The sequence below is a fragment of the Pediococcus inopinatus genome, assembly GCF_002982135.1.
Taxonomy (GTDB): domain Bacteria; phylum Bacillota; class Bacilli; order Lactobacillales; family Lactobacillaceae; genus Pediococcus; species Pediococcus inopinatus.
The window spans coordinates 338,891-351,850 of record NZ_CP019981.1 but is presented as its reverse complement, the minus strand read 5'-3'; the positions used below and the strand labels follow the sequence as shown (position 1 = coordinate 351,850).

At 38.7% G+C, this 12,960-nt stretch carries 17 protein-coding genes; 6 read left to right on the top strand and 11 right to left on the bottom strand.

Features of this window, described 5'->3' with window-relative positions; genetic code table 11:
• Positions 1-138 precede the first annotated feature (138 nt).
• Positions 139-942, bottom strand: a complete 804-nt coding sequence (locus PI20285_RS01710; RefSeq protein ID WP_063698265.1) for a Cof-type HAD-IIB family hydrolase — start codon at positions 940-942, stop codon at positions 139-141.
• 184 nt (positions 943-1,126) lie between these two features.
• Between PI20285_RS01710 and PI20285_RS01705 the strand changes: the two genes are divergently transcribed.
• The 3 genes from PI20285_RS01705 (at position 1,127) to PI20285_RS11585 (ending at position 2,972) form a co-directional block, all read left to right on the top strand.
• Positions 1,127-2,005: an aldose 1-epimerase family protein gene (locus tag PI20285_RS01705; RefSeq protein WP_057773471.1), complete on the top strand. Its 879-nt coding sequence runs from the start codon at positions 1,127-1,129 to the stop codon at positions 2,003-2,005.
• Positions 2,006-2,109: 104 nt separating this feature from the next.
• Positions 2,110-2,739: a histidine phosphatase family protein gene (locus PI20285_RS01700; RefSeq protein ID WP_057773469.1), complete on the top strand. Its 630-nt coding sequence runs from the start codon at positions 2,110-2,112 to the stop codon at positions 2,737-2,739.
• A 77-nt stretch (positions 2,740-2,816) separates the two neighbouring features.
• On the top strand, positions 2,817-2,972 hold the full coding sequence (locus PI20285_RS11585) for a hypothetical protein (RefSeq protein WP_156406511.1): 156 nt from the start codon (positions 2,817-2,819) through the stop codon (positions 2,970-2,972).
• 78 nt (positions 2,973-3,050) lie between these two features.
• On the opposite strand, the gene msrA is transcribed toward PI20285_RS11585, so the two are convergent.
• The 10 genes from msrA to PI20285_RS01655 form a co-directional block, all read right to left on the bottom strand.
• Positions 3,051-3,566 (bottom strand): peptide-methionine (S)-S-oxide reductase MsrA, encoded by a 516-nt coding sequence (gene msrA / locus PI20285_RS01695; protein ID WP_057773466.1) that lies wholly within the window; start codon positions 3,564-3,566, stop codon positions 3,051-3,053.
• A gap of 24 nt (positions 3,567-3,590) precedes the next feature.
• Entirely contained in the window at positions 3,591-4,025 is a 435-nt protein-coding gene (gene msrB / locus PI20285_RS01690) for a peptide-methionine (R)-S-oxide reductase MsrB (protein WP_057773465.1), read from the bottom strand.
• 198 nt (positions 4,026-4,223) lie between these two features.
• A complete protein-coding gene (locus tag PI20285_RS01685; RefSeq protein WP_057773463.1) occupies positions 4,224-5,636 on the bottom strand; it encodes a DHA2 family efflux MFS transporter permease subunit in 1,413 nt (470 codons plus the stop codon).
• 1 nt (position 5,637) lies between these two features.
• Positions 5,638-6,099: a MarR family winged helix-turn-helix transcriptional regulator gene (locus tag PI20285_RS01680; RefSeq protein ID WP_057773460.1), complete on the bottom strand. Its 462-nt coding sequence runs from the start codon at positions 6,097-6,099 to the stop codon at positions 5,638-5,640.
• 148 nt (positions 6,100-6,247) lie between these two features.
• A complete protein-coding gene (locus PI20285_RS11995; RefSeq protein WP_269084004.1) occupies positions 6,248-6,370 on the bottom strand; it encodes a hypothetical protein in 123 nt (40 codons plus the stop codon).
• 14 nt (positions 6,371-6,384) lie between these two features.
• On the bottom strand, positions 6,385-7,062 hold the full coding sequence (locus tag PI20285_RS01675; protein ID WP_057773459.1) for a DUF4867 family protein: 678 nt from the start codon (positions 7,060-7,062) through the stop codon (positions 6,385-6,387).
• Positions 7,063-7,126: 64 nt separating this feature from the next.
• Positions 7,127-8,122: a tagatose-bisphosphate aldolase gene (gene lacD / locus PI20285_RS01670; RefSeq protein ID WP_057773456.1), complete on the bottom strand. Its 996-nt coding sequence runs from the start codon at positions 8,120-8,122 to the stop codon at positions 7,127-7,129.
• 175 nt (positions 8,123-8,297) lie between these two features.
• On the bottom strand, positions 8,298-8,816 hold the full coding sequence (gene lacB, locus PI20285_RS01665) for a galactose-6-phosphate isomerase subunit LacB (RefSeq protein WP_057773454.1): 519 nt from the start codon (positions 8,814-8,816) through the stop codon (positions 8,298-8,300).
• Positions 8,817-9,113: 297 nt separating this feature from the next.
• Positions 9,114-9,542 carry a galactose-6-phosphate isomerase subunit LacA gene (gene lacA / locus PI20285_RS01660; protein WP_057773452.1) on the bottom strand — a complete coding sequence of 143 codons (429 nt, stop codon included), beginning with the start codon at positions 9,540-9,542 and terminating at the stop codon, positions 9,114-9,116.
• Complete coding sequence (locus PI20285_RS01655; protein ID WP_057773450.1) at positions 9,539-10,327, bottom strand: DeoR/GlpR family DNA-binding transcription regulator; 789 nt, start codon at positions 10,325-10,327, stop codon at positions 9,539-9,541. Before PI20285_RS01655 ends, lacA begins: the two co-directional genes overlap by 4 nt.
• A gap of 241 nt (positions 10,328-10,568) precedes the next feature.
• On the opposite strand from PI20285_RS01655, the gene PI20285_RS01650 reads away from it, so the two are divergent.
• The 3 genes from PI20285_RS01650 to PI20285_RS01640 all read left to right on the top strand — a co-directional run bounded on the left by PI20285_RS01650 (position 10,569) and on the right by PI20285_RS01640 (position 12,951).
• A complete protein-coding gene (locus PI20285_RS01650; RefSeq protein WP_057773448.1) occupies positions 10,569-11,060 on the top strand; it encodes a PTS sugar transporter subunit IIA in 492 nt (163 codons plus the stop codon).
• 57 nt (positions 11,061-11,117) lie between these two features.
• On the top strand, positions 11,118-11,423 hold the full coding sequence (locus PI20285_RS01645) for a PTS sugar transporter subunit IIB (RefSeq protein ID WP_057773446.1): 306 nt from the start codon (positions 11,118-11,120) through the stop codon (positions 11,421-11,423).
• 109 nt (positions 11,424-11,532) lie between these two features.
• On the top strand, positions 11,533-12,951 hold the full coding sequence (locus tag PI20285_RS01640) for a PTS transporter subunit IIC (protein WP_057773445.1): 1,419 nt from the start codon (positions 11,533-11,535) through the stop codon (positions 12,949-12,951).
• Positions 12,952-12,960: the final 9 nt, after the last annotated feature.

Genomic DNA, 12,960 nt, shown 5'->3' with positions numbered 1-12,960 from the left:
TGGTTTTCTTAAGATTCAAATACAGATTATATGGCAATACAGTTGCGCACGCAAGTAATTAGTTTTAAAAAAAAGAGCTTACTTAAACTTAATCCATAAAAATGAATCAAATTTAGTAAGCTCTCTTGATAAGCAGTGTTAATCATTTGTCGCAAAATAAGTCTCCAAAAAATCCGCCACACCATCATGATTATTATCCAAAGCTGTGACATGATTAGCGGTTTGTTTGGCCTCTGGGGTGCCGTTTGCCATTGAGACACCGATCCCAGCACTAGCCAACATTTCCAAATCGTTTTCAGCATCCCCGAAAGTCATTAAATTTTCTCTCGTCCATTCAAAATGCCTTAACAATAGATCAAGTGCCGACCCCTTATCAATACCGGGTTTTAAAAATTCCAAAATCATCGGTTGTGATCTGACAATGTGAAAATCTTCTTTTAATTGTTTAGGCAAAGTTTTCACAATTTGATCAATCGTTGCCGGCTCTGTGCAGATTACCGCTTTACTATAGTCAACTTCAGGCAGTTTGAAAAATGGCGTATAGGCTGCCCGTAAACTCGTCCCAAACCGTTTTTCATACCCTGAAATCGGTAAATCACTAATTGGGTACAGACCGCTAAAATCCAAAATATCTAACGGAAAGTTATTATTCACACAAAAGTCGTGCAAATTCTTAAAATGGGTTCGTTTCATGCCATCTGCCATCAAGGGCTTTTTATCGATGTTATGCACAATTAATGACCCATTAAAATTAACTGAATAGTCATCTTCGCTCATGAGCCCTAACTGGTTCAGCCAATCCCAAATTGCATTAATCGGTCGGCCAGTGCACAAAACAATTTTTTTACCTTGCTTGTGCAACTTTTTCAAAATTTTTGTATTCATATCACTTATTTCCATCTTGGAATTAAGTAATGTATTATCCAAATCTAGTGCAATCATTTTGATCAAAATATGGTACCTCCTAACTTTCTGTTGGCCATAAGTAAACCTTTTGCTTTAAGTTTTCTGAAATCGTCTGAAAAGTTTTTAAAGTTCTTCATTTTTAATCTAGAAAGCCTTTACATTATTTGCCAACTGTTCCATCATATACCTGTACCCAATAAATTGAAAAGAGGCAATATGAATGATTACAATTAAAAATAACAAACTTGAAGTTGAAATTGACCAACTTGGTGCCCAAATTACACACGTGGTAGATTTAAAAGGAAACTTTGACTACATCTGGAATGGGAAAGCTTGGAAACGTCATGCACCAATCCTTTTCCCTTCAATTGGGAGATCAAATGATGATCATTATGTTGTCGATGGTCAAACCTACCCAATGCCTCAACACGGTTTTGCGCGCGATTTACAATGGGAAAATGTTCGTAAAGCCGATGATCAAGTTTTACTACAATTAAAGGCTAGTCCAAAAACTAAAGAGTACTATCCATTTGAGTTCACTTTACAAGTTGACTATAAATTAGTTGGCAACCAACTTTTAACAAAATACAGCGTCACAAATAATGACAAACAGACAATGCCATATGCTTTGGGCTCTCATCCCGGTCTCAATATTCCAATCGATGACGATGGTGTTTTTGAAGATTATTCCCTAACTTTTGGACCTCATCCAAAGGAAATCCAACAGTTAGGCATCAACCCGGCACCTTTCCGAGATGGCACCAAAGCACCGTTTGAAGCTGTCGATGGGAATGTCTTAAAACTAGACCATAAAACTTTTGATGATGGTTTAATTATTCTTGATGCGAAAAAGATTGAATCAGTCACAGTTAGCTCCAATCAGACTGCTCACCAGATCAAATTAAACATCAAACATTTCCCTTATGTCACTCTTTGGACTATGGAAAATGCGACTGAACCTTACCTTTGCATCGAACCATTTGCTGGTTTACCCGATCAGGCTAGCAACGAACCAACCGATTGGGCAAACAAGAAGGGTAACAACTTCGCCGAACCTGGCGAAACACAATCCTTTGAATATGGGATTGAATTCTCATAAGCTTATCGAACAATCATGTTAAACTGAGAGTAGTGCGATTTTCATGTGCTGCTCTTTTTATAATTAAACTAAAATTAGGAAGTGTTCTTATCAAAAAATTTACTGTGTATCTCATTCGTCATGGTGAGACTTATCTTAATAAATATGATCGGATGCAAGGTTGGGCCGATGCACCGCTCACACCACAAGGCATTGAAGACGCCCATATGGCTGCAAAAAAAGTACAAGACGTTCACTTTGATCAAGCATTTTCTAGTGATCTAACCCGAGCCGTTCATACGGCTCACATCATTTTGGATGACACAAAAAATGACGCTCTAAAAGTCACACAACTTCCAAACATTCGTGAGGCTTTCTTTGGTTACTTTGAAGGTGCCAACGGTCCAGAAACGTGGGACACAATTTGCCGTCCCCTCGGCTACAATGGCATTGATGACTTTTTAAAGGACCACACTTTTTATGAGACTCGCGATGCCATGCATGCCGCTGATCCTTTTCATGATGCCGAAGACGCCCAAACTTTTAAAAAACGAATTTTAGCCGGGATTGATCAACTAGCCGAAAAAGCAAACGATGGGGAAACGCTATTGGTAGTTTCACACATGGATGCCATCCGAAGTCTTATTCAGCTTTTAAATCCGCAGATCGATGTCCACTTACCAATCAAAAATGGCAGTCTAAACATTCTCAACTTTACTGATAATCAAGCAGAAGTTGTGGCCTACGATAAGTAGAAAGCAGTTTAAGCAAGATATTTTTATTTAGTTTCGCCTCGTGAGACAATGAAGTTAAATAGAAAGCAGGTGGCAAAATGACAGATAAGAACCAAACTGACATGCCCGCATGTTTAACTGAGCCGACTGGCAAAGACAAAACCGAACAGGATAAATTAAGTCGGATCCATGACGAATTGGTTAACCGGCAACTCGCTGAAATGGGTTTACCGATCCGCAAACTAGAAAAATAGATTTTAAAAAACGACATTGGCCTTAAATAGGCAATGTCGTTTTTATTGATCACGTCACCGCAATCTTATCAGAATTCATTATTTCCAGTTATCGTTTATAAATTTCTCCCTGCCGCCCATTTCTTCTATCGCGTATCGTGCAGGATTCTTTTTATAAAACTCTTGATGTTCTTCCTCTGCTACGTAGAATGGTTTTGCGTCTTCAATAGTTGTTACAATTGGATCGCTGAATCGTTCACTTTCTTGTAATGCCTGTTTAGATGCTTCAGCAATTTGGCGTTGTTCGTCATTTTGCACAAAAATAACGGGACGGTAGCTATCACCACGGTCCTGAAACTGGCCCATCGCGTCAGTTGGGTCCGTTTGTTGCCAGTACAGTTCAACCAATGCTTTATAGGAAATCTTTTCTGGGTCGAATTTTATTTCTACGGCTTCGGTATGGCCAGTTGTATGCGTACTAACTTGTTCATACGTTGGATTGGCAACATGGCCACCCGTATAACCTGACAGGACTTTTTTAATTCCTGGTTGATCTTCGAATGGCTGGACCATACACCAAAAACAACCACCTGCAAAAATTGCTGTTTCTTCCATTATTATTGTCACTCCTCACAAAAATTAGTTAAAAAGATGTTCATATTGTTCATAACCGTTTGCCGTCAATTTGTCGGCGGGAATGAAGCGTAGCGCCGCTGAATTAATACAAAAACGGTGGCCACCTGCTTCAGTTGGGCCGTCATCAAAGACATGTCCTAAATGCGAGTTGGCAGTTTTACTTCGTACTTCATCACGAACCATCCCAAACGACGTATCTGTGTCTGATTTAAGCGCCGCCTGATCAATGGGATGGGTAAATGACGGCCACCCGCAACCAGCATCATATTTATCCTTGGAGCTAAATAATGGTTCACCACTCACTACATCAACGTAAATGCCATCTTCATAAAAGTCATCATATTTGCCACTAAATGGACGTTCCGTGACAGCATGTTGCGTAACCTCAAACTCTTCTGGTGTAAGTCGTTGTTGTAATTCTTTATCTGATTCTGCCATTTAAAATCACCCCTTGTTAGATTTTGGTGCAAAGGTTATTCTACGAGCTTCTCATTAAATTGCAAGGTTTTTGTCTTATGCTTATTCGCGGGCGAGCTTAACAGCAATAACTGTTGCTATCACACAACAAATTTTGATTGCTCAGCCTCAATGCTATCAACTTGCATTTACTCATTTCTAGCATGTTGTTGATATTTTTTAATGACCAGTCTCAGCGGACGACTTACTTTTAACTGCATACATTAGCACAATTATGACAAAGCCCATCAAAATTGTTAAAACTAACAAAGCGTTGCGTGAACCTAAAGCTGTTAATTCGCCTTGTGAGCTGCCTTTACTTAATTGACTCGCTCCAATAATTGTGGAGACAAGTGAGGTTCCCACTGCTCCAGCAAATTGTTGAATCGTATTTAAAATGGCATTTCCATCTGTTTGTTGTGTGTTTTTAAGGTTGGCTAAGCCATTCGTCATGACGTTTCCAAAAATCAAACCAATCCCAAACATATAGAACACGTAGATGCTTAAGATAAGGCTGTCTTTAATGTTTAGGGCAAAAATCGTAAATAACGCCAAACCGATAAAGACGACCGCGCTTCCGGTAAGCAACAGTTTTTTGGCCCCAAAATGATCAAAAATTCGGCCACTAATTGGCGACATCACTGCACCTAAAGCAGCGCCTGGTAAAACAATTAACCCGGCGGTAGTGGATGATGCACCATTTACCAACTGCATGTAGTTTGGCAAAATGAAGGACATCCCTAATGAAATTAGTTGCAAACTAAAAAATACAAATACATGTGCCGAAAAAGTTTTGTTCCCTAACACACGCAGATCAATAACTGGCTGGGAAATATGTAAACTACGATAAACAAGCCCAATTACGCCAAGCAATCCAACGATAAGAGCCCCCACGACAGGCAAACTAGCAAAACGCATCGCACCCATATTGCTGAATCCAAGAATTAAACCAATAAACGTCACAGCAATTAACAAAATACTTAGTGGATCAAATTTGATCTTTCTCGTCGGCCGTTTTTGTTCAATCGTCTTCATTCCTGTAAACAACGAAATTAACAATAAAGGCATTAAAATGATGAACACAAACCGCCAGCCTAGACTAGCAACGACCACACCGCCAAACGTGGGGCCAATTGCGGGGGCCACAGCGGTAATCAGGGTTCCGATCCCCATCATCATGCCCAGCTTACTAGCCGGAACCTGGTCAATAATAATATTAAACATCAAAGGCAAGGCAATCCCAGTTCCACACCCTTGAATGATTCGCCCCAGCAACAACACTGGGAAAACAGGAGCAACAGCATCCATAATTAGGCCTAGCAAGAATAATAAATTAGCTACCATAAATAAGGATTTGGTTTTAAAACGTGTTTTTAACGCTGACGAGAGTGGCACAATAATCGCCACGGTTAACAAATATCCCGTGGTTAACCATTGTACAGTGCTGGTTGTGATGTTAAATTCCTTCATCAAGGTTGGAAATGTAATGTTCATGGCGGTTTCGACAATCACACCACTAAAAGACATTAATCCTGTCGCAATAACCGCCGCAATGACTTGGGGGCGAATTTGTTGTCTATTTTTACTCTTCATATTATTTTTTCTCGTGATCCTTCCCATAGTTCTTTCCAGCTTCATCAATAGTTAAAAACTTCAAAATTTCGGTAAAATTTTGAAGCTCTGCAGCAGTAAAACTAGCTTCCAAACTAGCCCGTCTAACTTCCATGTAACGTTGATTAAGCTTCACAAACGGCTGCGCTTTGAATGTCAATTGAATTTGTTTTTGCCGGGCATCACTTTTCGCAATTGAACGAACAACCAACCCTTTTTTCTCCATCCGTTGTAACAGGGTGGTGGCACTTGATCGCCGAATGGCAAATTCATTTTCAATGTCACGTTGCAAACAAATCTGTTCCGGATATTTACCCAAAAAATCGATAATTGATAATTGTACACCGGTTAAACCGTAGCCGGCTGCAAAACTGTCAATATGGCGACTCATCATATTACTTGCGTGTTTGACCAGCCGTCCATACATAGATAAATCTTGTTTCATACACTCCGCCTCTTTTTTCGTTAGCATACTAACGTTTTTATTACAGCTCAATTATTCGGATTTTTGCAAAAAAATAAGCTGTAAAACCTTGTGTGCAGTTGGTCACACATATTAGGTTTACAGCTCATTTTTAATTTTATTAACTAAATTATGCTTTCGTAATTGGAAATTCAGCAATCTGTTCTTTAATCATTTGTTGATGTAACGCTTCTGCTGTATCAATGTCATTTTTTTCTTCTGTGGATAAAGTTTTCTTTTCTGTGTCAGCCATTTCTATCTACCTTTCTATTTTTGAATTGGCTTAATGTCGATTAAATTGCCTTTGACACCAGGTAAGATTCCCTGTGCAATCTTGTCAGTTCTAGAAGCATGCGCCATCTGGAACTTATTTTTCTTCACGATCATTTTATTGGTACCTTTGAAGCCCTCTGGTAACGGTTGATTTGTACCTTCCAAGACCATGACAATTGCCTTAAAGCCGCTGTCATCGACCTTGCATGGACTGTAATGTAATGTATCACTGTACATTTCAAACACAGTTCCGCGTGGGACGAAGAAAAGTTTCGCATGCTCTTCAGCATTATATTCATAATTATGAATATCTTGACGTTTCCCTAAAACCATCACCACATCGGTGAAAGTGATGTTAACTTCACTTCCCTGATGAAATTCAATCGCTGAAAATGAAGTGCTCTGACCCACACAAGGGCCTGCTGAAATAGGCATTCCTGCATAAACATCAGCGGCAATTTGTTGAATCGTTGCGTCATTTTCAAGTGTTTCATCATCTGGGACATAATCGTTATGATCACTAGGAATTTCAATTTGCGAATCCATGTAGCTTGTCATTTTGCTTAAATCATACTGTTTATAAACCAATCCAAAATCCGCAAATTCATCAATATTAACGTCATAAATGGTTTTGTCTGGATTAGCCTTTTTTATTTCATCAAAGTTACTCATATTTATCTCCATTTTCAGAAAAAGGATTGCACCAAGTTGGCACAATCCTTAAGGTTAAAAGCAATTATTTTTGAACCTTGTCGTACCATGAAGTTGCAGTAGCAGCCAAAACTTTATTTAAGTCTTCAATGTTTTGACGGCCCTGTGTTTGTAACCATTTACGACCAGCTTCTTCACTTTCGCCAGCAAATGGTTCAACTGAATGACGCCATGTCGCACGGCCACAAAGGACACCATTAAATGTTGAGCCTGCTTCTTTAGCAAACTTCAATTCTTCTTGGAATAACTCAGCAGTAACACCGGCACTCAAGAAGATAAATGGTAGGTCTGTTGCATCGCTTTGTTCTTTATAGTATTTAGCAGCATCTGCTTTACTATAAACAACATCAGAAGCATCTTTAGCAAAACCTTCAACATAGCTTTGGTTAACAGGAACTTCAAGCTTCAATACATCAACGCCGTATTGAGGTTTTGAAAATTCTTTAGTCATTTCAATAACTTTGTGTGGCTTTACCTTAGCATATTCTTTACCGGTAGCATCGTCGTTATTAGCATCATATGAAACTAATTCCAAGAACAATGGCATATCTTCGCCCTTGCATTCACTACCTAAACGTTCGATAAAGACTTGTTTGCGATGGTTAATGTCGCCGCCTTCATCAGCATCATAGTAGAGTAAGAATTTAATGGCATCAGCGCCTTGTTCCTTCAAACGACGAACTGACCAGTCATCCAAGATATCTGGGAAACGGCCAGGCTCAGTAGCGTCATAACCTGTTCGTTCGTATGCAAGCAATAAACCAGCACCGTCAGCACGAGCCTTTGAAGCTGGAAGTCCGTATTGAGGATCCAACAAAATACCTGTAGCATATTGAGTTAATTCGCTTGATACAGCAACTTTGAAGTCTTCAATTTCTTTTTGTGAAGCTTCTTTACCACTTGCAGCACCAATCATTTTTTTCAATGATCCACGTTGGTCAATAGCTAAAGCATCAATGACGCCATCTTTATTTGATAAAGCTTTGATTCCTTTTTCCTTACCTGGTGTTAATTTCAACATAAAATGATTACCCCTTTTGTTTTTTTCATGATTTGTCATGATTTATTTCAACAACGCTTTCATTATAAAACGGTTGCACCAATTTTACAATGAGGTCACATTTCTAAATATCACAAGTTGTTTTGCCAACTTAATCAGCCAAAATGTGTTTCAAAAAACAGCTTTTGAACACACTCTAGTCGTGATAAACGCCTTCAGCCCATTTTTCATTTTCTTCATCGAAGAAGTGTGGGTTATCTTTTTGATCTGGATTTGGAGTTGCAATATTGTCAATTTTATCGATTAACTTCTTGTTTTCTGCTGTTTCTTTATATTCTGAATCCAAGAATACAGAGATAATGTCTTCGCAAAGATGTTCCCCAACTGTTGCACCACCAAAACCGATGATGTTGGCATTTAATTCTTCTTTAGCATAGCGAGCAGCAACCAAGTTTGAAACTAAAGCTGCACGAATACCTTCATTTTTGTTTGCAGCAGTACTGATACCAATCCCAGTACCACAAAGAACAACACCGAGGTCTGCGCGACCATCAGCAACATCTTCAGCAACACGTTTGCCATAGATTGGATAGTGGGTTCTTGTTGTATCGTAAGTACCCTCATCAATAACAGTGTGTCCTTGATCCTTTAAGAAATTTGAAAGTTGAATTTTTGTTTCTGTAACAATATGGTCATTACCAATAGAAATAATCATGTGATTTCCTCCTCAAAATTTTTGTCTATTTTGCATTCGCAAAATCTTACTTTCGGGACGGATGTCCATCCTCGCTACGTCGCTTTCGCTCCTAGTTGGACTGGCTCCTCCTCAAAATTTTTGTCTATTTTGCATTTGCAAAATCTTATTCTAAGGACGAATACTCATCCTTAGAATTCATCTTACAAATAAAACGTTTTCAATCTTTTGTATAGTTTTGTTGTTTACTTGAATAATTCTCTTGCTCTCTTACCTAGAGCGGTTATGCTCAATGAATAACCGCTTCTCTCCGCAAACTTAGATCATCTTATTCAACATATCCAAACGAACTTGATGACGGCCACCAGCATACTCTGTATCCAAGTAATATTGAACAATATTATATGCTAACTTTTCGCCAACCACGCCACTACCAATTGAGATGGCCTTTGCACCATTATGCATTGCTGTCATATGTGCGGTATTTTCTTCAACGACGTTAGCTGTAACCATTCCTTTAACCTTGTTACTTGCCATTGCGGAACCAACCCCATATTCATCAAACATAACTGCTTTATCAGCGTTACCATTCAAAACTTCTTTAGTAACGGCAAGTGATGAATCAACAAAATCTTCTGCAGGTTTTTCACTCACATCAATAACCTCATAGCTATGATCCAACAAGTACTTTTTAACTAATTCCTTTAAATTGAATCCTTTTTCGTCTGAACCAATTACGACTTTCATGCAAATCTCTCCTTTTGTTTTTTGTTTGTACTGTTATAAACTTTTGTCAATTTCTGATACTTTTGTAAGGTTGCCGAATCAATATCCTGATCCGTAATCAAGCCATCACATTTGTCCAAATGATAGAAGGCATAGAAATCATTACGGTTCAGTTTAGAGTGATCAGCAACGACAAATTTCTTTTGGGCTTGATCCAACGCAATGCTTTGCGTCTGCCCTTCATCAGAATTGGCGTTCATAATGCTGTTTCCATTGATGCCATTGACACCAACGAATGCCTTATGCATTTTTAAATTTTTTAGGAGGCCGTTTGCTAAACTTCCTATAAAAGCACCACTTCGTTCACGGTAAGTTCCACCAACCAAAAACAGTTCGTACTCACTATGTTCATTTCGAAATTGTTCAAAGACCGGCAAACTGTTTGTGACAATTCTTAGGTTTGCAAGGTTAAGGTATTTCGAAACGAGTTCGTTTGTAGTCCCTGGTCCAAGAAAAATTGTTTCATCCTCTGCAATCATGCTTGCCACCTGTTGCGCAATCCCGCTTTTTTCAGCAACATGTAGTTTTCGCTTCTGTATATAGGAAGCTTCACGCTGATCCGAGGTATGAATACTTTGTGCACCCCCATGAACTCGCACGATGCGATGCTCTTGTTCGAGCTCTTCTAAATCACGACGAATTGTCATGGATGATACATTAAGTTCATTCACTAACTCTTGAACTGTTACAACACCTGATTGATTGACCGTGCTTAAAATGGTCGCTACTCTTTCATTTTTTAGCACTGGCCTCCCTCCTTTGGAATAATTTAAGAACAAACCGTGTTACAGAATGTTCGTTTTTGTTTATTTATGTTTCGGTTTCTAGAATAGACGAGCCCTAACAAAAAGTCAATACCCTAGCGCATTTTTTTAATTTTAAATTTTTGGTTGACATTTGAAAGCGCTTGTTTATAATTAAGTTTGTAAACGATATCAAACAAAAGTGAACATTATTTCACATTTGTGATTGAGGTGGTGAAAATATATGTCAGATAAAATAGCAGAGACTTCTCTTTTTGATAGAGACACTGTGTACGTGAGTGATGCAACTTCACGTGCAGATGTGTTTAAGACAGTTGCTGATGACCTCTATAAAAAAGGTCACGTCACAGCCGACTTCTTAAAGAACCTAAACGAACGAGAAGATAAGTATCCAACCGGAATTGATTTGTCAGTGGTTTCTCCAGAATACCCTAACGTGGCAATTCCCCATACGGAAGCTGAATTTGTTAAAGAACGTAAGGTTATTCCTATTAAATTGAAGAACCCTATCGCCTTTAATAATATGATCGATCCAAGTCAAAAATTAGAAGTTAACTTCCTATTTATGATTTTGAATGACGATCCAGAGGGTCAGTCGAATGTCCTAGCGCAAATCATGGACTTCATTAGCAAGACTCCCCAAAATCAGCTTTTGACATTCTTCAAGAGCAACACTGAAGAAGCTATTTATTCATTTTTGCAGTCTAAGTTCTAGATATTCGTTTCATTAACTTTGGTAATAAATTTTAAAAATTCTAAGGAGGAATTTACTATGATTAAAATGTTAACTGCTTGTGGAGCTGGTGTTAATTCCAGTCATCAAATTAAGGATGCTGTTGAAGCGGAAATGAAGAAACGTGGCTATCAAGTTAACGTTGAAGCTATCCAAATCAAAGATCTCAACCCAGAAACAATGAAGGGTGTGCAAGTCTTCTTACCTATTAACAAACCAGATTTGAGCTTTGATATTACAGTTCCTGAAATTGATGCTGGTGCCATTCTTTACAGAATGCCTGCAATGGCTGCTCCAGTTTACGATAAGATTGAAGACGCTATTAAAAAGAATCACTTAAGCTAAGTGATTTTGAAGAGAGCATCCCTCTCTTCGCTTACATATTTCTTTTATGGAGTCTTCGCCACTAAATTTGGTTACAAAATTTCCAAAAAATACGAAGGAGTTGAACAAGATGCAGACCATTATTCATTTTGCCAACGTGGTATTCAAGCCCATTATCGCTTTGGGTGCTGCGCCTATTATGTTAATTGTTTTAACCTTGATTGCTTGGGCCTTAGGAGTTAAATTCTTTAGAGCCCTTGAAGGTGGTATTCGTTTAGCGATCGCTTTAACTGGTATTAGTGCCATTATTAATTTACTTACTACTACCTACCAACCAGCTTTAACAGCGTTCGTTAAGTCAACTGGAATCCAACTTTCTATCACTGATGTTGGTTGGGCTCCACTAGCAACGATCACATGGGGTTCTCCATATACCTTATTCTTCTTGCTACTTATGGTTCTTTTAAACGTTGCAATGTTAGCGCTTAAATGGACAGATACGTTAGATGTTGATATTTTCGATATTTGGCATATTTCATTTACAGCTTTAATGGCAATTTACTTTGGAGCAAACTTCTGGGTTGCTACACTACTTATTCTCTTAATTGGTGCCTTGAAGATTGTTAACTCTGATTTAATGAAACCTACGTTTGATGATTTACTGGATAATCATGAAAACCCAATGACTACAACTCATTTGAACTACATGATGAACCCTGTAATTATGTTATTAAACAAGATTTATGATTTACTTTTCCGTTGGTTAGACCGTTTTGATTTTGATTCTGCAAAATTGAACGAAAAGATTGGTTTCTGGGGAAGCAACTTCGCCATTGGATGTTACCTAGGTATCTTCATTGGTTTAGTTGGTCGTCAAAATGTTGAAACAATCTTTACATTATCATTTACTGGTGGTGTCTGCTTGCAGTTATTCTCACTTATCGGTTCATGGTTCATCAAAGCTGTTGAACCTTTATCACAAGGTGTTACTGACTTAGCTAACAAACACTTAAAGGGACGTAAATTAAATATCGGCCTTGACTGGCCATTTATCGCCGGCCGTTCTGAAATGTGGGCTGCCGCAAACGTCCTTGCACCTATTCTTTTACTCGAATCATTAGTTCTCCCTGGTAACCATATTCTTCCTTTAGGCGGAATCATTGCTATGGGTGTTACACCAGCACTTTTGGTTGTAACTCGTGGACGTATCATTCGTATGATCGTTATTGGTGCCGTTGAACTTCCTATCTTCCTTTGGGCTGGTACATTAAGTGCTCCATTCGTTACATCAGTTGCTAAATCAGTTGGTGCATTCCCTGCTGGACTTAAAGCTGGAACCCAAATTGCTGAATCTACTAAAGAAGGTCCTATCGAACAATTCTTAGCTTACGCAGTAGGTAAAGCATCTACCGGTGAAATCAAGTTTGTTATCTACGCAGTCTTAGGACTTGCAGCATATTGCTTACTCTTCTGGTGGTACTCTGTTCAAATGAAGAAACGTAACGCTGTTTACGCTAAAGAACAAGCTGCTGCTGCAGAAAGCAACTAAATTGATAGA